At 64.6% G+C, this 17,239-nt stretch carries 16 protein-coding genes and 1 tRNA gene; 11 read left to right on the forward strand and 6 right to left on the reverse strand.

Annotated elements, in window-relative coordinates; all coding sequences use genetic code 11:
* Positions 1-57 precede the first annotated feature (57 nt).
* Entirely contained in the window at positions 58-1,125 is a 1,068-nt protein-coding gene (locus MKK65_RS21000; RefSeq protein ID WP_243960069.1) for a spore photoproduct lyase family protein, read from the forward strand.
* Between the two features lie 51 nt (positions 1,126-1,176).
* Entirely contained in the window at positions 1,177-1,635 is a 459-nt protein-coding gene (locus MKK65_RS21005) for a nucleoside deaminase (protein ID WP_243960070.1), read from the forward strand.
* Positions 1,636-1,673: 38 nt separating this feature from the next.
* Here the strand turns inward: MKK65_RS21005 and MKK65_RS21010 are convergent, their stop codons facing one another.
* Positions 1,674-1,985 (reverse strand): ETC complex I subunit, encoded by a 312-nt coding sequence (locus MKK65_RS21010; protein ID WP_058191156.1) that lies wholly within the window; start codon positions 1,983-1,985, stop codon positions 1,674-1,676.
* A gap of 26 nt (positions 1,986-2,011) precedes the next feature.
* A tRNA-Pro gene (locus tag MKK65_RS21015) sits at positions 2,012-2,088 on the reverse strand.
* Between the two features lie 432 nt (positions 2,089-2,520).
* On the opposite strand from MKK65_RS21015, the gene MKK65_RS21020 reads away from it, so the two are divergent.
* The 4 genes from MKK65_RS21020 (at position 2,521) to MKK65_RS21035 (ending at position 5,852) form a co-directional block, all read left to right on the forward strand.
* Complete coding sequence (locus MKK65_RS21020) at positions 2,521-3,477, forward strand: SMP-30/gluconolactonase/LRE family protein (RefSeq protein ID WP_243960071.1); 957 nt, start codon at positions 2,521-2,523, stop codon at positions 3,475-3,477.
* A gap of 192 nt (positions 3,478-3,669) precedes the next feature.
* Positions 3,670-4,377, forward strand: a complete 708-nt coding sequence (locus tag MKK65_RS21025; RefSeq protein ID WP_243960072.1) for a glutathione binding-like protein — start codon at positions 3,670-3,672, stop codon at positions 4,375-4,377.
* A 9-nt stretch (positions 4,378-4,386) separates the two neighbouring features.
* Entirely contained in the window at positions 4,387-4,962 is a 576-nt protein-coding gene (locus MKK65_RS21030) for an NUDIX domain-containing protein (protein ID WP_243960073.1), read from the forward strand.
* The gene (locus MKK65_RS21035; protein ID WP_243960074.1) at positions 4,959-5,852 is read left to right on the forward strand and encodes an inositol monophosphatase family protein; all 894 of its coding nucleotides are present in this window, start codon (positions 4,959-4,961) and stop codon (positions 5,850-5,852) included. The genes MKK65_RS21030 and MKK65_RS21035 overlap by 4 nt, the downstream gene beginning before the upstream one ends.
* 134 nt (positions 5,853-5,986) lie before the next feature.
* On the opposite strand, the gene MKK65_RS21040 is transcribed toward MKK65_RS21035, so the two are convergent.
* Positions 5,987-6,316, reverse strand: a complete 330-nt coding sequence (locus MKK65_RS21040) for an ArsR/SmtB family transcription factor (protein WP_058191151.1) — start codon at positions 6,314-6,316, stop codon at positions 5,987-5,989.
* Positions 6,317-6,367: 51 nt separating this feature from the next.
* Between MKK65_RS21040 and MKK65_RS21045 the strand changes: the two genes are divergently transcribed.
* Complete coding sequence (locus MKK65_RS21045; RefSeq protein WP_243960075.1) at positions 6,368-7,516, forward strand: MFS transporter; 1,149 nt, start codon at positions 6,368-6,370, stop codon at positions 7,514-7,516.
* A gap of 78 nt (positions 7,517-7,594) precedes the next feature.
* Here MKK65_RS21045 and clpB read toward each other — a convergent pair whose 3' ends face one another.
* Positions 7,595-10,219, reverse strand: a complete 2,625-nt coding sequence (clpB, locus tag MKK65_RS21050; protein ID WP_243960076.1) for an ATP-dependent chaperone ClpB — start codon at positions 10,217-10,219, stop codon at positions 7,595-7,597.
* A gap of 195 nt (positions 10,220-10,414) precedes the next feature.
* On the opposite strand from clpB, the gene MKK65_RS21055 reads away from it, so the two are divergent.
* Positions 10,415-11,191, forward strand: coding sequence for an MOSC domain-containing protein (locus MKK65_RS21055; RefSeq protein WP_243960077.1), 777 nt, complete (start codon positions 10,415-10,417; stop codon positions 11,189-11,191).
* Between the two features lie 9 nt (positions 11,192-11,200).
* Here MKK65_RS21055 and MKK65_RS21060 read toward each other — a convergent pair whose 3' ends face one another.
* Positions 11,201-11,776: a c-type cytochrome gene (locus tag MKK65_RS21060; protein ID WP_243960078.1), complete on the reverse strand. Its 576-nt coding sequence runs from the start codon at positions 11,774-11,776 to the stop codon at positions 11,201-11,203.
* Between the two features lie 17 nt (positions 11,777-11,793).
* Positions 11,794-13,068, reverse strand: a complete 1,275-nt coding sequence (locus MKK65_RS21065) for a PQQ-dependent sugar dehydrogenase (RefSeq protein WP_243960079.1) — start codon at positions 13,066-13,068, stop codon at positions 11,794-11,796.
* A 337-nt stretch (positions 13,069-13,405) separates the two neighbouring features.
* Between MKK65_RS21065 and MKK65_RS21070 the strand changes: the two genes are divergently transcribed.
* From MKK65_RS21070 to MKK65_RS21080, 3 genes are all read left to right on the forward strand, one after another.
* A complete protein-coding gene (locus tag MKK65_RS21070; protein WP_243960080.1) occupies positions 13,406-14,059 on the forward strand; it encodes a protein-L-isoaspartate O-methyltransferase family protein in 654 nt (217 codons plus the stop codon).
* Between the two features lie 797 nt (positions 14,060-14,856).
* Positions 14,857-15,642 carry an FkbM family methyltransferase gene (locus tag MKK65_RS21075; protein WP_243960081.1) on the forward strand — a complete coding sequence of 262 codons (786 nt, stop codon included), beginning with the start codon at positions 14,857-14,859 and terminating at the stop codon, positions 15,640-15,642.
* Positions 15,643-16,369: 727 nt separating this feature from the next.
* A complete protein-coding gene (locus MKK65_RS21080) occupies positions 16,370-16,894 on the forward strand; it encodes a hypothetical protein (RefSeq protein ID WP_243960082.1) in 525 nt (174 codons plus the stop codon).
* The last annotated feature ends 345 nt before the right edge of the window (positions 16,895-17,239 follow it).

Raw genomic sequence — 17,239 nt, forward strand, 5'->3', positions numbered from 1 at the left:
GTCGCGCCGCCCCGCGCCATATTCGATTTAGGGCCGTCACCGGGCCCCGGATCCTTCATGGCCCTGACCAGTGACCTCCTCGATATCCGGACCATCTATCACGAGCCGTCGGTGGGCGATTTCCCGATCGGCCGAGAGATCCTGACGCGCTTTCCCGACGCGGAGCGCATCCCGGTGCCATCGCACTGGAACATCCCGGCGCTGCATGGAAATGCGGGCTCGGTGGAGGATTGGGTGCGGATCAAGCGCTCAACCCTGGTGCTCGGCGTGAAAAAGAGCCTGACGATGCGCCCGAACGGCCGCAGCGCGCACTTCATTGCGCCCTCCACCTCGAACGGCTGCGCCATGGCCTGCGCCTATTGCTACGTGCCACGGCGCAAGGGTTTCTCGAATCCGATCTCGCTGTTCGTGAACATCGACCAGGCCTGCGCAGCGATCGCCCGCCATGCCGGACGCCAGGGGCCGTTACCGGAACCCGATTCGATCGACCCGATGTACTGGATCTACGATATCGGCGAGAACGGCGACCTCTCGGTGGACGCTGCTGTGAGCCGTGGCGTCCGCACTTTCATCGAGCAATTCCGCACCCTGCCAAACGCGAAGGCCTCCTTCGCCACGAAGGCGGTCAATCGCGACCTGCTGGCCTACGATCCACAACGCAAGACGCGGATCCGGTTCTCGCTGATGCCGGCCCGGATCGCCAAGATCGTCGACGTCCGCACAACGCCGATCGCGGAGCGGATCGCCGCGATCGACGACTTCGTGGCCGCCGGATACGAGGTCCACGCCAATTTCTCGCCGGTGATCCTTTACGAGGGTTGGGAGGCGGATTGGCGTGCGCTGTTCTCAGAGATCGACGGCACGCTGTCGGACGCTGCCAAGGCGCAGCTCAAATGCGAGATCATCATGCTGACCCACAATGCGGGCCTGCACGACGTGAATCTCGGCTGGCACCCGAAGGCCGAGGAGCTGCTGTGGCGGCCCGACATCCAGGAGGCGAAGATCTCCGAGGGGGGCGGCACCAACCTGCGCTACCGAACCGGCTGGAAAGGCCAATGGCTCACCCGGTTCAAGGCCCTGCTGGCCGAGACCATGCCCTATTGCACCGTCCGCTACGCGTTCTGAACCCTCGGGCCCACGGCGCGTTGGCGCGTGCAGTTCGGGAGTGTCGCAGCAATGTCGGATCACGAGACCTATATCCGCGAGGCAGTCGCGCTGGCCGAGGCGAATGTGCAGGCCGGCGGCTCCCCCTACGGCGCGGTCATCGTGCACGACGGTGCCGTGCTGGTCCGAGCGGCCAACACGGTCCATGCCACCAACGATCCGAGTGCGCATGCAGAAATGGTGGCGCTGCGAGAGGCCAGCCAGATGCTGGCGCGGCGCGACCTCTCCGATTGCGTGATGTATGCGAGTGGGCGCCCCTGCCCGATGTGTCACGCCGCGATGCGGCTCGCAGGCTTTCGCGAGGGATACTTCGCCTTCTCGGCCGAGGAGGCTGAAGAGCACGGCGCGGACAGCGCAACCATCTATGCGGAACTGTGCCGTCCCCTGGAGGAGCAGCCGATGCGCCTCAGACAGATCCGGCCCGCTGGCGAGGCACCCTACGCCGCATGGGAAGCGCGCCGGAAGACTTGAAAAGCGGCGGTCGCTTCACCCGACGATGCCGGAACTGCTCAGTGCGTCCAGGGTGCCGTACGGTTGAACTTGAAGTTGTCCGAGTAGGACAGGCCCTTGCGGAACACCGGCTTGGCCGGCTGTTCGACCCGATAGGCGATGCCCTCGCGCTTGGCGTAAGCCACCGCCTCCTCCTCCGTGTCGAATTCCAGACGCACCTGCTGCATCATGTCAGCCGATCCGTTCCAGCCCATCAACGGATCGATCTCGCGCGGGCTGGTCTGGTCGAACTCCAGGATCCACTGCTTGGTGCGGGCCAACCCCGACTGCGTGGCGTCCCGGGATGGACGGAAGATGCGAGCACTCGGCATCTGAACTCGACAAGCTCCTGATCGAATGGTCGGGGCGATAGGATTCGAACCTACGACCCCCTGGTCCCAAACCAGGTGCGCTACCAGACTGCGCCACACCCCGACTGCCCGTTACGGCACGTAAGCCCTAGCGTTTCGGGGGATCTGACGCAACGGGGCAGCCGGCACCAGCTGGCCCGCCAGGCCGATTAACCGCATCGGGCAAGGGCCGATCGACAAACGCGTCGATCACTTGTCAGACAATTCTGCTGCAACTAGGCTCTTCATAGGGACGGCGAGGGCTGATTCTCGCACCGACGAACCGGCTGCATGTCCATTGGGGGGCGGTGGAGGTGCGGCTCGGAAACAGGCGGTGGGGGATCTTGGTCCTCGTCGCGCCCGCGAGGTCGCGCTGCGGGTTTCTTGTCTTAAACCGCAAGCGCCCAAGCTAGCGTTTGCGCGGCGACCATGCCTTCGGCAACGTGGTAGCCTTTCCTCCTCTGGCATCTCTTCGGCGATTCTGTATCGCGGGCGCCGCGCGCCGAATTGCGCGCCGATGGGGGAGATCAGATCCGTGTGGATACCGAGCACCCGCTATCCGGATCCGGCCATCGAGATCCTCGATGCGTCCTTCGCCCGCTATCGGGTGTTCAGCGCGGCGGTCGAGCGTCTGGCGACCGGCTGCCGCTGGTGCGAGGGGCCGGTCTGGTTCGGGGACGGGCGCTATCTCCTATGGAGCGACATCCCCAACAACCGGATCCTGCGCTGGGACGAGGAGACCGGCGCAGTCGGCGTGTTCCGCAAGCCGTCGGGATTCGCCAATGGCAACACCCGCGACCAGCAGGGGCGGCTCATCACCTGCGAGCATGGCGGCCGCCGGGTGGTGCGGACCGCGTATGACGGGGCCATCACGGTGCTGGCGGAGGCGTTCGAGGGCAAGCGCCTCAATTCGCCGAACGATGTCGTCACCGCCCGCGACGGCTCGGTCTGGTTCACCGATCCGACCTTCGGCATCGCCGGGTTCTATGAGGGTGAGCGGGCCGAGTCGGAGCTGCCGCAGAACGTCTACCGGGTGGACGCCGAGACCGGCGCGCTCGCGGTGGTCGCGCACGACATGGCCGGTCCGAACGGCCTGTGCTTCTCACCGGACGAATCGAAGCTCTATCTGGTCGAGTCCCGCAGCGAGCCGACCCGGCGAATCGTCGCCTTCGATGTTGTCGACGGCCGGACCCTACGCGACCGCCGGGTTCTGATCGATGCCGGGCCGGGCACCCCGGATGGGATCCGCTGCGATACCGATGGCAACCTCTGGTGCGGCTGGGGTATGGGTGACGACGCGCTGGACGGCGTGATGGTGTTCAACCCGGACGGCCGCCTGATCGGCCGCATCCGCCTGCCGGAACGCTGCGCCAATCTCTGCTTCGGCGGTCGGCACCGGAACCGCCTGTTCATGGCGGCGAGCCAGTCGCTCTACGCCCTCTACGTGGACGTTCAGGGCTGCGCCGGCGGGTGAGGCCGCGATGGATCAGCTGGCCCGGGCCATGCTTGACCGAGGCGCGTCGCGGGCCCACCTCCCCGGAACAGGGGCTCGGGGCCTCCGCCGGATCGTGCATCCACGAGGCGGCGCGCGAGCTTTGTTTTGGCATCATCTTTTCCGAAAGTCGGCATCGCCGTCAGGGATGATGCGCCAGCAGGACACAATCCGATGATCGATCTGTACTATTGGCCGACGCCGAACGGCCACAAGATCACGATGTTCCTCGAAGAGACCGGCATTCCCTACCGGATCAAGCCGGTCAACATCGGCAAAGGCGAACAATTCAACCCGGATTTTCTCAAGATCGCGCCGAACAATCGCATGCCGGCGATCGTCGATGACGAGCCGGCCGATGGCGGCGCGCCGGTTTCTCTGTTCGAATCAGGCGCGATCCTGTTGTATCTCGCCGAGAAGACCGGGCGCTTCATCGCGCGTGATCTGCGTGGTCGGGCCGAGGTCCTGCAATGGCTGTTCTGGCAGATGGGCGGATTGGGGCCGATGCTCGGCCAGAACCATCACTTCTCGCAATACGCCCCCGAGAAGATCGACTACGCGATCAAGCGCTACGTGAACGAGACCAACCGGCTCTACGGCGTGCTCGACCGGCGCTTAGCCGACCGCCCCTACATCGCGGGCTCCGAGTACTCGATCGCCGACATGGCCTGCTACCCGTGGATCGTGCCGTGGGAAAAGCAGGGGCAGAACCTCGACGAGCACCCCCATCTCAAGCGCTGGTTCACCGCCATCGCGGAGCGGCCTGCCACCAAGGCGGCGTATGCCCGGGCGCCGGAGGTCAATCCCGATCACGGAAAGACCATGAGCGAGGACGCCAAGAAGGTGATGTTCGGCCAGACCGCCACCACCACCCAGCGCTGATCCGCGTCCATGACTGACACGCAGACCGCCCTCCCCCTGCAGGTGATCCACAAAGGCTGGAACACTTTCGGCATCGCCACGCTCACCCAGCCCGACGGTAGCACGGTGCCGCGGGCCCTGGAGGACCACGGCGAGGCGGCATGCGTGCTGCCCTACGATCCCGGGCGCCGGGTCGCCCTGCTGGTCCGGCAGAACCGGGTCGGGCCCGCCTTCTGGGGCGAGCCCGCTTCCCTCGACGAGGCGCCCGCAGGCGGCCTCGACGGCGGCGAGCCGGAAGAGACTGCGATCCGTGAGGCGATGGAGGAAGCGGGCCTGCGGCTCGAGCAGCTCGAACCCGTGGCGCATGCCTACAGTATGCCGAGCGTCTCCTCGGAGCGCCTGTGGCTCTACCTCGCGCCCTATGCCGAAACCGACCGGGTAGGCCCCGGCGGCGGCCTGCCCGGCGAGGGCGAGCAGGTCGCGGTGCTGGAGCTGCCCCTGTCCGACCTGGCAGAGCAGGCCCGTTCCGGCCGTCTGGTCGACCTCAAGACCCTGGTGCTGGTTCAGGCGCTGATGCTGCGCCGCCCGGATTTGTTCGCCGCATGATCCAACCCGACGCTTCGATCGACGCCGTCCTGGCCGAGATGCTGGCCTTCACCGAGGAGGCCGCCCTGCTGGCCCTCACGATGCGCGCATCCGGGCTCGACATGACCAACAAGGGACCGGATCTCGGGCAGGCGCTCACCGAGGCCGATCTCGCGGTCAGCCGTCTGCTGCACGCCCGCTTCGGGCCCGATCTGATCGAGGAGGAGACCGCCGGCGATCTGGGCCACGCGGCCGCGAAAGCGATGCTCGCCCGGGATGCCTGGACCTTCGTGGGCGACCCGATCGACGGCACGCGGCCCTTCGCGGGCGGCCTGTCGGGCTGGGGTGTCATGGTGGCGGCCTGCCGCGCCGGCTGGCCCCGGGCGGGCGTGATGAACCTGCCGGCCTGGAACGAGGACCGGTCCGGCCCCGCCCGCGTCGAACTCGCGGAGGCGGCCCGGGGTATCCTATTCGCGGCCTATGAAGGCCGGGCGTTCTGGGCGCCGACCCGGGGCGGCCGCCGGACGGAGGCCCTGCGCGCGCTGAAACCCTCCACCAGCCGCACGGGCCATGTCGGCTGGCTCGCCGTCGCGGCGCAGCGCTTCACCCTGGATTATGGGCGGGCCTGGTTCCCCTGGAGCGAGGGCGGATCGATCTCGGACGCCGCGCTCCTGGCCACCGGGCGGCTCGACGCGACGGTCGTCAACAGCATGTTGTGGGACCTGGCGCCGATCCTGCCGCTTTTCGAGGCGCTGGGCTTTCGCCTCTACCACTGGCCGGACCTCGCCGCCCCGCCGGCCGCCTTCATCGACCTGTTCGACGCCGAGTTGTCGGCCCACGACGACCTCTGGCTGGTCTGCCGCGACCGCGACCAGGCAGCCGATCTGGCGAAAGCAATCCGCAAGGCCTAGCGGCCTGCCCGACGCTTGAAAAACCCTGGTTTCAAAAGGTCTTCGACTTTTTGCGGGTGCAGGGCCGAGCCCTGCAACATCAGGGCTCGGCCCTGATAACCCGCCGAAGGGCATGCCCTTCGGAAACCCGTTCCTTACGGCGCTGACGCCTCGGCCCCGCCATGAGCCATGATCGCGTCGAGGAGCCCGGGGAAGCGCGCGTCGACATCCTCCCGGCGCAGCGAGATCAGGCAGCGCATCCCCTCCGGCCGGGTGCGCGTCACGCCGGCCTCCCGTAGGATCTTGAGATGGTGCGTCATAGTCGAGCGCGGCACGCTCTCGGCCAGGAGATCGCCCGACGCGCGCTCACCGTCCTTCAGCAGATCCAACACCACCGCCAGGCGAGTCGGATCGCTCAGGGCGAACAGGATCCGGTGCAGGGTCAGCTCGGAAACGTCCGGATGGAAGAACTTGCGAGGGCTCATGGCGCCGTTTATGTACGATTTTCGTCGTACATCGTAAAGAGGCGGCGAGACATGAGACGAATCGCGGTTCTGGCGCTCGGGATGTTCGCCCTGGGCTTGGATGCGTATGTGGTCGCGGGGCTGCTGCCGGGGATCGGCGCCGCGTTCCAGGTCGAGCCCGGCGAGGCCGGGCAGGCGGTCACGGTCTTCACCCTGGCCTACGCGCTGGCCGCCCCGGTCTGTGCCACCCTGCTGGCCGACAAGCCGGTGCGGCGGATCCTCGGGCTGGCGCTCGCGGTCTTCACCATCGCGAACATGCTGAGCGCCCTCGCCACCAGCCTGTTGGGGCTGCTCCTGGCCCGGGCGCTCGCCGGCCTTGCGGCCGGTCTGTACGCGCCGGTAGCGATCGCGTCCGCGGCCACTCTGGTGGAGCCGGGCCGCAAGGGCCGCGCCCTTGCGCTGACCCTCGGGGGCATGAGCACCGGGACGGTCATCGGCGTGCCGGCCGGGCTGTGGATCGCCGAACGGCTCGGCTGGCAGAGCGCCCTCTGGATGGTGACACTTCTGGGCGCCGTCGCCACGGTCGCCATCCTGGCCCGCCTGCCCGACATCGAGGTTGCGGAGCCGCCCTCGTGGCGGGCCCGGATCGCCCTGCTGACCGACACATCGGTGGTTGCGACGGTGGCGGTGACCTTCCTCACCGCCATCGCCAGCCTGGGGCTCTACACCTACCTGGCCCCGCTCCTCGACCAGGCCGGGCTCGGCAACGCCGCGGCCTCCTATTTCTGGGCCTGGGGCATCGGCGGGATGGTGGGCAGCTTTTCGGTCGGCCCGGTGATCGACCGGACGCGCGATCCCCGCCGGGTGATGGCCGTGATCCTGGCCGCGCTGACGCTGGCGCTCGCATTGCTCCCTAGCCTGCTCGGCACCCCGCTCATCAGCTACCTGCCGCTACTGGTCTGGGGGGCGATGGGCTGGGCCTCGCAGGCGCCGCAGCAGCATGCTCTGCTGCACCTCCGGCCCGATCACGGCAGCGTCGCCGTCGCGCTGAACAGCTCGGCGAACTATTTGGGCGGCGCGGCCGGTGCGGCGCTCGGCGGCGTGGTGGTCACGCTGGCGGGAATCTCCGCCCTGCCGATCACCGCCGCCGCTGTGGCGGCTGCGGGCCTCGCGCTGCAGGTGGCGATCCTCGCTCGCGTCAGGCGCATCGCTGTGGGCTGAGGGTCCAGAACGCACGACTCATACGAAAATGGCGGCGCACCGTCATCCGGCGCACCGCCTCGCTCGCAACCGAGCCGCTCAGTTCAGAGCTACGTTGGCCGGCCGGCGCTTGGCGCCGACCGTGACGTCGCCGATCATCAGGCCCATCGGGCCCAGCCGAACCGGCACCGTCTCGCCGTCATGGATCTTGCCCGAGAGGACCAGCTCGGCCAGCGGATCCTGGACGTTCTTCTGGATCACCCGCTTCAGCGGCCGCGCGCCGTAGGCCGGGTCGTAGCCCTTGTCGGCGAGCCAGATCTTGGCCTCCTCGTCGAGGTCGAGGGTGATCTTGCGATCCTCCAAGAGTTTCGCGAGGCGCCCGAGCTGGATCTCCACGATCGCCCCCATCTCCGACCGCGCCAAGCGGTGGAACAGGATGATCTCGTCGACCCGGTTCAGGAATTCCGGCCGGAAGTGGCCCCGCACCACGTTCATCACCTCGTCGCGGACCGCATCGGTGTCCTCGCCCGCGGGCTGGTTCACCAAGTACTCGGACCCGAGATTCGAGGTCATGATCAGCAGCGTGTTGCGGAAATCGACCGTCCGCCCCTGCCCGTCCGTTAGCCTTCCGTCATCGAGAACCTGCAGCAGGACGTTGAACACGTCCGGATGCGCCTTCTCGACCTCGTCGAACAGCACGACCTGATAGGGCCGCCGCCGGACCGCCTCGGTGAGCGCTCCGCCCTCCTCGTAGCCGACATAGCCCGGAGGCGCACCGATCAGCCGGGCGACTGCGTGCTTCTCCATGTACTCGGACATGTCGATGCGCACGAGCGCCGTGTCGTCGTCGAACAGGAAGCCGGCGAGCGCCTTGGTCAGCTCGGTCTTGCCGACGCCCGTGGGGCCGAGGAACATGAACGAGCCGATCGGCCGGTTCGGGTCCTGAAGCCCGGCTCGGGCGCGCCGGACCGCGGTCGAGACCGCCTCCACCGCCTCGCGCTGGCCGACAACGCGCCTAGCCAGCGCATCTTCCATGGCGAGCAGCTTCTCGCGCTCGCCTTCCAGCATCTTGTCCACCGGCACACCGGTCCAGCGCGACACCACGCCGGCGACGTGGGCGGGTGTGACCGCCTCCTCCATCATGCCGTCGCGGCCGCCCTCGGACTTCTCCTCGATCTCAGCGAGCTGCTTCTCCAGGCCGGGAATCACGCCGTAGGCGAGTTCGCCGGCGCGCTGGTACTGGCCCTGGCGCTGGGCCGCGGCCAGTTCGTTGCGGGCCTCGTCGAGCTTCTTCTTCAGGCCGGCGGCCGTGCCGAGCTTGTCCTTCTCGGCTTTCCACCGGGCGGTGATCGACGCCGAGCGCTCCTCCAGGTCGGCCAACTCCTTCTCCAGGCGGACCAGCCGGTCGCGGGAGGCGGAATCGGTCTCCTTCTTGAGTGCCTCGGCCTCGATCTTCAGCCGCACGATCTCGCGGTCGATCGAATCGAGCTCTTCCGGCTTCGAATCGACCTGCATGCGCAGGCGCGAGCCGGCCTCGTCGATGAGGTCGATCGCCTTGTCGGGCAGGAACCGGTCGGTGATGTAGCGGTTCGACAGCATCGCCGCCGCCACCAGGGCCGAGTCCTGGATGCGTACGCCGTGGTGCTGCTCGTACTTCTCCTTGAGGCCGCGCAGGATCGAGACCGTGTCTTCCACGGTCGGCTCCGAGACAAAGACCGGCTGGAAGCGACGGGCGAGCGCGGCGTCCTTCTCGACGTGCTTGCGGTACTCGTCCAGCGTGGTGGCGCCGACGCAGTGCAGTTCGCCGCGGGCGAGCGCCGGCTTCAGGAGATTCGAGGCGTCCATCGCCCCGTCCGCCTTACCGGCACCGACAAGCGTGTGCATCTCGTCGATGAACAGGATGATGCCGCCCTCGGCCGCCGTGACCTCGGAGAGCACGCCCTTCAGCCGCTCCTCGAATTCGCCGCGATACTTCGCGCCGGCGATCAGCGAGCCCATGTCGAGGGCCAGCAGGCTCTTGTCCTTGAGTGATTCCGGCACGTCGCCGTTGATGATGCGCAGGGCCAGGCCCTCGACGATCGCGGTCTTGCCGACGCCGGGCTCGCCGATCAGAACGGGGTTGTTCTTGGTGCGCCGGGACAGGACCTGGATGGTCCGCCGGATCTCCTCGTCGCGGCCGATCACCGGGTCGAGCTTGCCGTCCCGGGCGGCCTCGGTGAGGTCGCGGGCATATTTCTTGAGCGCGTCGTAGGCGTTCTCGGCCGAGGCGTTGTCGGCGGTGCGGCCCTTACGGAGCGCATTGATCGCCCCGTTCAGCGACGCAGGCGTCACGCCCGCCGCCTGCAGCGCACGGCCGGCCTCGGACTCCTTCTCGACCGCCAGGGCGAGGAGCAGGCGCTCCACCGTGACGTAGGAATCCCCGGCCTTCTTGGCCGCCTGCTCGGCGGTGTCGAACAGGCGCATCAGCTCGCGCGTCGCCTGCGGGGCCGACGCGTTGCCGGAGACCTTCGGCTGCTTGGCGAGCCACTGCTCGGTCTGTGCCAGCGCGACCCGCGACTGCCCACCCGCGCGGTCGATCAGACCGGCGCATAAGCCCTCGGGGTCGTCGAGCAGCACCTTGAGCAGGTGCCCAGGCTGAAGCTGCGGATGGCCCTCGCGCATCGCGAGGTTCTGCGCTGCCTGGACGAAACCGCGGGCGCGCTCGGTGTAGAGTTCGATATTCATGCGTGTCTCACCCTCCCGTGCCGACATCCGCCGCCCGAGATGGCGCGGCTCTGCCGAAACGTCGCCCCCCGGCACTCCGCCGCTTAGGGGCCCCGGCGCTGAAAGCCGCCGATAGGCTCGATGTGGTGTTGTATTTGCGCACCACAAGGGGCTGGGGCCTTGCGCGACCCAGGTTTTCCGAGCCACCCTCTGCGTATGCAAACCGCGCTCAGAATCGCCCTCCTGGGCCTCTACCGCTACCCAGTGAAGGGCCTGAGCCCGGAGCCGCTCGACCGAGCCGAGCTGGAGACCAGCGGGTTCTTCCCGGGGGACCGGCTCTACGCCATCGAGAACGGCCCTTCGGGCTTCAATCCGGTGGCGCCGCGGCACCAGCCCAAGACCAAGTACCTGATGCTGATGCGTGACGAGGCGCTCGCCCGCCTGCGCACCCGCTACGACGATTCCTCCGCCACCCTCACGGTGGAGCATGCCGGGGAATCGCTGGCCTTCCGGCTCGACACGGAAGCCGGCCGGGACGGGCTCGCCGACCTGATGCGGCGCATCCTGCCGGAGAGCCTGCGGGGCGAGCCAAAGGTGCTGGCGGCGCCGCCGCAATACCGGTTCACCGATTCGCCCACCGGCTACGTCTCGCTGATCAACCGGGCAAGCGTGGCGGCGGTGGAAGACTATCTCGGCGCGCCGGTCGACCCGCTGCGCTTCCGCGGCAACCTGCTGATCGAGGGGCTCGCGCCCTTCGCCGAGTTGGACATGGTCGGCCAGGTGATCGAGGCGCCGAGCGGGCTGCGGCTCAAGATCACCAAGCGCACGGTGCGCTGCGCCGCCACCAACGTCGATCCGGTGAGCGGCATGCGCGACCACGACATCCCCTGGACCCTTGACGCGCGACTCGGCCACCGCGACCTCGGGGTTTACGCCGAAGTGATTGCCGGTGGAGCGCTCGCGGTGGGCGATACGCTCCGCGTGGTGGGGTAGGCGCGGCCCTCAGAGCCTTGACACGTAGGCCGCAAGATCTTGGATGTCGGCTTCGCTCAGGCCCTGCGCGACCTCATTCATGGCGGGGTCGTATCCCGGCCGGTCGTTCGACTTGTAGACCGTCAGCGCCCGAGCGAGGTATTCCTCCCGCTGGGCCCGGATTCGGGGAATCGCATCCCGGCCGGCCAGATCGGCGCCATGACAGGAATTGCACTGGTGCTTTGAGACCAGCGCCTGGGCGCGCGTGACCAGGGCCGGGTCCGCGGCCGGCCCCGACCACGCGGGCGGCGGCAGGGTCGCGACGGCATCGGCATAGGCGCGCAGGTCGTCGTCGGAGAAGCCGGCGGCGACATCGTTCATCGGGGGCGCCGTGCGCTGCTTCTCCCGGAACTGGAACAGCTGCGTCACGACGTAATCCGCCTGCTGGCCGCCCAGGGAAGGTACGCCCTCCGTTTCCGAGGCTCCACCCCCGTGGCAGGCGACGCAGGGGGCGAGACGCTCCTGCATCGCCGCATAGGGCGCAGCCAGCGCCGCACCCGCCAGCGGGACACCAAGGACGGACGCAAGCCCCCGGATCAGCCCCATCCTCACCCCAAGGCGCATCACTGACCGTAGCTGACGCGGTAGATCGCGCCATTATAGTCGTCCGAGACGAGCAGAGACCCGTCCTTAGCAACCAGCACGTCCACCGGTCGGCCGGCGTACTTATTCTCCTGAAGGAAGCCGGTCAGGAACGGCTCCACGGATGCAACCTTGCCGTCCGGGCCTGGCCGCGCCACCACCACGTCGCCGCCGAGCTTGGTCGTGCGATTCCAGGAGCCGTGCCGGGCGATGAACATGGCATCCTTGTAGCCTTCCGGGAACTGCGCGCCGGTGTAGAACCGCATGCCGAGCGAAGCCGTATGCGGCCCGAGCAGGGCCGCCGGCGCCGTGAATTCCGTGCAGGAATGGCCCCAGCCGTATTCAGGATCGGTGAACGTGCCCTGGTGGCAGAACGGATAGCCGAAATGCTGCTTGCCGGGCTCCGTGAGGACGTTCAGCTCGTCGTTCGGGATGTCCTCCGAGACCCAGTCGCGGCCGTTATCGGTGAACCAGAGCTGCTTGGTCTTCGGGTTCCAATCGAAGCCGACGGTGTTGCGCACCCCGCGGGCGATCACCTCGGCGTTCTTGCCATCGAGATCGATGCGCCGGATCTGGGCGTGCGTGTCCGGGGGCATCACGATGTTGCCGGGTGCGCCGACCGGGACATAGAGCTTGTTGTCCGGCCCGATCGCGATAAACTTCCAGCCATGGGCCTCGTCCTTGGGCAGGTCGTCGTAGACGAGGCTCGGCTTTTCGGATCCGTCGAGGTGCTTGGCGATGTCGTCGTAGCGCCAGATCTTCGACAACTCAGCCACGTAGAGCGCACCGTCGTGGAACGCGACGCCGTTCGGCCGGTGCAGGCCGGACGCAATGGTCTTGACCTCACGCTTTCCGTCCGAGCCGGCCTGCGGCAGCACGGCGTAGACCTTGCCGACGGTGCGCGTGCCGACGAACAGCGTCCCGTCCGGCGCCTGGGTCATCGAGCGGGCATTGGCGAGGCCGCTGGCATAGACCTCGACCTTGAAGCCCTCCGGCACCTTCAGCTTGTCGAGCGGCAGCTTGGCGGCAGCTGTCGCCAAGGGCGGCCCCGCGACGGGCGCGAGCTTGGCGGCGTCCCCGCCTTCGGGGCGTCCGTAGAGGGCCGAGCCGCGGTCGATCTGCACGCTGGCCGGCGGCGCGGAGCTGGCCTTCGTCTCCTGCGCACGCGACAGGCCTGGGGCCAGGGTCCCGAGACCCAAGCAGGCGAGCGCGGCGGCGAATCCACGGTTTCGAGTCGGCCTGCTGGCTGGCGTCATGATATCTCCCGATACAGCCGGGATCTTGGATCGCCCGGTCCGGTCTGCACGCGTTATTCAACGTTGAGCCGCAGGATGCGAGTCCATGGACAACCCTGGCGCGACAGCGGAGTGCTGTCGTCACCCACGCGGGCGCATCAGCGGATCACCGACCGCCTGTTTGCCAGAGATGGCGTCGCGCCCCGGCCTTGGACACGCATGGCCTGCTCCACACGCGAAAACCTTGCGTTTTGGCGGGCGATCTCCGACAACGCGCGCGTCCGGAACACTTGAGCTTGACCGGGGGCTGCGGCCCGGCGGGGGGCGACGTTCCGATCCGGTTCGAGGACACGTATATATGATCGATTACGCGCAGGCGCGGCGGATGATGGTCGACTGCCAGTTGCGAACCTTCGACGTGAACGACAACGCGGTTCTCGACGCGTTCGACACGGTGCCGCGCGAGACCTTCGTGCCGAAGGGCCGTGAGCCGTTCGCCTATATCGATCAGACCCTGCAACTTGATGGTGCGAACGGTGGGAGCCGCTGCCTGCCGGCCCCCATGGTGCTGGCCCGCCTGGTCCAGGCTCTGAAAATCCGGCCCGGCGCCAAGGCCCTCGATGTCGGCACCGGTACCGGCTACGCCACAGCCGTGATGGCGAATCTCGGGGCGGATGTGACCGCGCTGGAATCGGCGCCCGACCTCGCCGAGATGGCCCGAGCCAACCTTGGAACCTCGGCCCGGGTCATCGAGGGCCCGCTACAAGCGGGAGTTCCGAAGCAGGCGCCCTTTGACGTGATCCTGATCAACGGCCGAGTGGAAGTCAGGCCCCAAGCCCTCTTGGACCAACTTAAGGATGACGGCCGCCTAGCCTGCGTGTTCGGTCCGCACCGCAACGCCAAGGCAACTCTATTTGTACGCGCTGGCGACGCCTTCGGCTCGCGCCCGCTGTTCGACGCGTCGCTGCCGCTCCTCGACGCTTTTGCTGCCGAAGTCGGGTTCGCGTTTTAAGGTAAATTCGCCACACTTCCCCCAAATTGGGAGGCGCCACCTAATGCGGGCGGGGTGATTTAAGTAAGACAACCTTCTGTCCGGACGCCACGCTCCGGACGATCGATATTGAAAAAGCCGCGAAATGTTTTGTGAACTTTCAAAACGCTGGCTGGAAGTGGCAACCGTTGGTTTGTATCATTATTTATAGATTACCATTTGATTTCAGTATTTTATTTCGCAGTGTTCGCTCGATGGAATTACACAGATCCATCAGGAACAATGTGGCCATCGTCGCTACGGCGATTGTCCAGATGACCTGTTTTCACAAAAATTTAGGCCAGAAAAAATCAGAAAATGGCTCCAAGTCAGCCATTTTGAGTGGCACTGCAGGTACTTACGTCTGATGCGAACAGCGATCTGCTCGCGCCGAACAGGTCGAAAACAGGTTCCTCAAACCTATCTTTGCATACAAACAGGCTGCAGAGCCTGCATTAACCGGCCAGCCTCCATCTCGATCAAGCTGCATTACAAAATTGAGTGACAATTGATATGTTGATTAAACAGAACTCTCGAACGGTTTCAAACTTGTGAGATCGATTTAATTAGGCAGCATATAACTACCCAGTAGCAGATTCTCGAATGTTAAACATCAGTATAAATGTTTGAACTCTTTTGAAATACCATCAAGCCATTGTCGTAAGGAGTGATCAGGACCTACAAAATTTTCCGGAACGTCAGTTTGTGTCACGCCGGGAATATGCTAAAATGAGATTTGATCTCTAGTGAGTGTACAAGACTAGGAAGCAGGTCCGAACATGAATCAGGCTGTTAAGCAAAACGGGACCATTATAGATAATCTTATTGCTCGGTGGGCTCCGTTTTTAAAAATTAGACGTAGCGGTCTGAAATATCAGTCAGTTTCCCGCGAAGAACTGAATTTTCTCGATAAAATTGCTCAGTTGGAAGTAAATACGATCCTTGATGTAGGTGCAAATGATGGTGAATATGCTGCCGTGTGTCTAAATAAATTTACAATGGCGAAAATACATGCTTTTGAAGTTAACCCTTTACTACATAAATATCTCAGCGCCAGATTGTCGTCTGACCGAATTATACTAAACGACTTTAGCCTATCGAATAAAAACGGATCTCGCTTGCTGGAATATGACCCTATTGACCCTCAAACGTCATTGCTAATTCATGGGAGAGTGCCCCGCGGTGGCAAATGGGAAAAAACAATCGTCAAAGAATTGTTAGGAGATGCCTACTGTGAGAAAAACTCGATCAAATCAATCGACATTTTAAATCTAAATACAGACCGCGAAAGCAATCTTGTTTTAGAGGGCTTGCAGGGCAAGCTGGCCGTTGGTGAAATTCATATAGTGCGGCTGAGATATTATTTATCGACGTCAGATCATTCAGATAATCTGAGCAAAATAGTCGATGTTTTATCGCAACATAACTTTGCGCTGAGCACTATTGCCAATCGAGGCATAAACTTTGAGCAACCGACCAATTACAATAGCTTGCCTAAAGGTATCCATACATTCATTGCAGTTCACAAGTCACGCGAAGAAACTATTGCCCTGCTGAGAAAATAGTACAGCCTCATCAGTTACCATTCGCACTAATTTGTCGACAATACCGACTGTTGTTTATTTTTGATCAAAAACCTCAACCCTCATTTTATCTGACGTCTATCTTCCTCTGCTTCAGGTAATCCCCGCCTCAAAGTTATTACTTGATTATCTCTCAAATCATTGCGTGGCCAAGCCTGCCAATCTAAATAGGCCGCGTAATTGGTCCAATTGTTATGGCTAACAGCATTACCATAGGAGCTGGTGGTGGATTGATGTTACTTTGGTGGCGATCAGGCTGGAGAACATCAACCCGGACGGACGTCTGCGCTGTTCGGTCACCGGCATTGAGACTTGCGGTGAAGGTTTGATACATAGCGCCTCGAAGCGGTCAGTGGTGCCGAGTAATGGACTTCGATCGCGACTTGCATGTCGATGACACCTGACAAAGTCTCACCCTTTATCCGAATTTCAATGGCTTAAAACGCCTGCCGACGGACGCGCTCTCTCGTCGCTGGGCGCTCCAAGATCTGGCTCAGCGCGCCAAGGTTCCTGTGAGCGTTGTGGCGCGAGCCGAGAGCAGCTTCGCCGACCCCACAGTCACGATTGCCCAGCTCAACACTTTCATGCAGGCTCTGCGGGCTGCAGGCGCGATCTTCCGTCATCGCAACGATCATGAGATGGCCAAATGATACGCTTAGCGACTACGCCTGTAAGCCCACGCCCTAAAACCGAAGAAGTTGATCGACCAATGGCAAATGACGACACACTCTCAAAGGCCCTGTCCAACGTGAGACGTCAGCGCGAGACCCTTGAGGCTGAGTACGAGCGGGTGAGCGGCGAGTTGACGAAGCTCCGCATGGCCGAGCGGTCGCTGGCGTCGATCGTTGAAGGCACGGCGATGGATGAGCTGGCTGACGAACAGCCGAAGCGCCGCCATGCGTCCAACAGCGATAATCAGCCTCGCGCTGGCCGCGGACCCCGAGGCCCCCGGGCGAACTCTGCCAAGGGTCGACTCAAGGCGCTCCTTGAGGATGCCGGAACAGAGGGTCTGACGCACGCCCAGATCACGGAGCGCCTGACGGACGTGGCGGCCAACACCCTGGCCACATACCTCAGCGTGATGTCGACGAGCGGCGAACTCGAACGCCATGGCGACATCTACCGTGCCGGCGCTCCTGCTGCGACCATGGAGAACCAAGCCTCCGACGATCAGGCCGAGGACAACGCTGAGGACGATCAGGAGGGTACTGGTAAGACGGAGGCGGCCGAATAGGAACCCCACCGCTACGCCGCTTGCAGATGGGACACAGATTGCACTCGCAGGCCTGCGAGGGCTATGCGGGCGCCGGCCTGTAGCTCAACGGTTAGCGCCGACCGCTTATAACAGTCTGGTTGCAGGTTCGAGTCCTGCCGGGCCCACCATCGTGTCATCCGTCGCCTCATGGAAGAGGCGCCATCGACCAATTGCACTGCGAGTACTGGCCTGCCTCCATAAAAGCGGTGCTCCTTGAAGTATGGCTTTGGGCCATGTGGAGGATGTCGTCATGGGACGGAAGAAGCCTACGGCTGAAGAGATGGTCTCCAAACTGCGCCAGGTCGATGTCCTGGTCTCGCAGGG

Source organism: Methylobacterium sp. J-001, assembly GCF_022829565.1.
Taxonomy (GTDB): domain Bacteria; phylum Pseudomonadota; class Alphaproteobacteria; order Rhizobiales; family Beijerinckiaceae; genus Methylobacterium.

Excerpts from the sequence above, each read along its gene's own strand:
- MKK65_RS21000 (WP_243960069.1), top strand. The coding sequence starts at position 58 with ATGGCCCTGACCAGTGACCTCCTCGATATCCGGACCATCTATCACGAG.
- MKK65_RS21005 (WP_243960070.1), top strand. The coding sequence starts at position 1,177 with ATGTCGGATCACGAGACCTATATCCGCGAGGCAGTCGCGCTGGCCGAG.
- MKK65_RS21010 (WP_058191156.1), bottom strand. The coding sequence starts at position 1,985 with ATGCCGAGTGCTCGCATCTTCCGTCCATCCCGGGACGCCACGCAGTCG.
- MKK65_RS21020 (WP_243960071.1), top strand. The coding sequence starts at position 2,521 with ATGGGGGAGATCAGATCCGTGTGGATACCGAGCACCCGCTATCCGGAT.
- MKK65_RS21025 (WP_243960072.1), top strand. The coding sequence starts at position 3,670 with ATGATCGATCTGTACTATTGGCCGACGCCGAACGGCCACAAGATCACG.
- MKK65_RS21030 (WP_243960073.1), top strand. The coding sequence starts at position 4,387 with ATGACTGACACGCAGACCGCCCTCCCCCTGCAGGTGATCCACAAAGGC.
- MKK65_RS21035 (WP_243960074.1), top strand. The coding sequence starts at position 4,959 with ATGATCCAACCCGACGCTTCGATCGACGCCGTCCTGGCCGAGATGCTG.
- MKK65_RS21040 (WP_058191151.1), bottom strand. The coding sequence starts at position 6,316 with ATGAGCCCTCGCAAGTTCTTCCATCCGGACGTTTCCGAGCTGACCCTG.
- MKK65_RS21045 (WP_243960075.1), top strand. The coding sequence starts at position 6,368 with ATGAGACGAATCGCGGTTCTGGCGCTCGGGATGTTCGCCCTGGGCTTG.
- clpB (WP_243960076.1), bottom strand. The coding sequence starts at position 10,219 with ATGAATATCGAACTCTACACCGAGCGCGCCCGCGGTTTCGTCCAGGCA.
- MKK65_RS21055 (WP_243960077.1), top strand. The coding sequence starts at position 10,415 with ATGCAAACCGCGCTCAGAATCGCCCTCCTGGGCCTCTACCGCTACCCA.
- MKK65_RS21060 (WP_243960078.1), bottom strand. The coding sequence starts at position 11,776 with ATGGGGCTGATCCGGGGGCTTGCGTCCGTCCTTGGTGTCCCGCTGGCG.
- MKK65_RS21065 (WP_243960079.1), bottom strand. The coding sequence starts at position 13,068 with ATGACGCCAGCCAGCAGGCCGACTCGAAACCGTGGATTCGCCGCCGCG.
- MKK65_RS21070 (WP_243960080.1), top strand. The coding sequence starts at position 13,406 with ATGATCGATTACGCGCAGGCGCGGCGGATGATGGTCGACTGCCAGTTG.
- MKK65_RS21075 (WP_243960081.1), top strand. The coding sequence starts at position 14,857 with ATGAATCAGGCTGTTAAGCAAAACGGGACCATTATAGATAATCTTATT.
- MKK65_RS21080 (WP_243960082.1), top strand. The coding sequence starts at position 16,370 with ATGGCAAATGACGACACACTCTCAAAGGCCCTGTCCAACGTGAGACGT.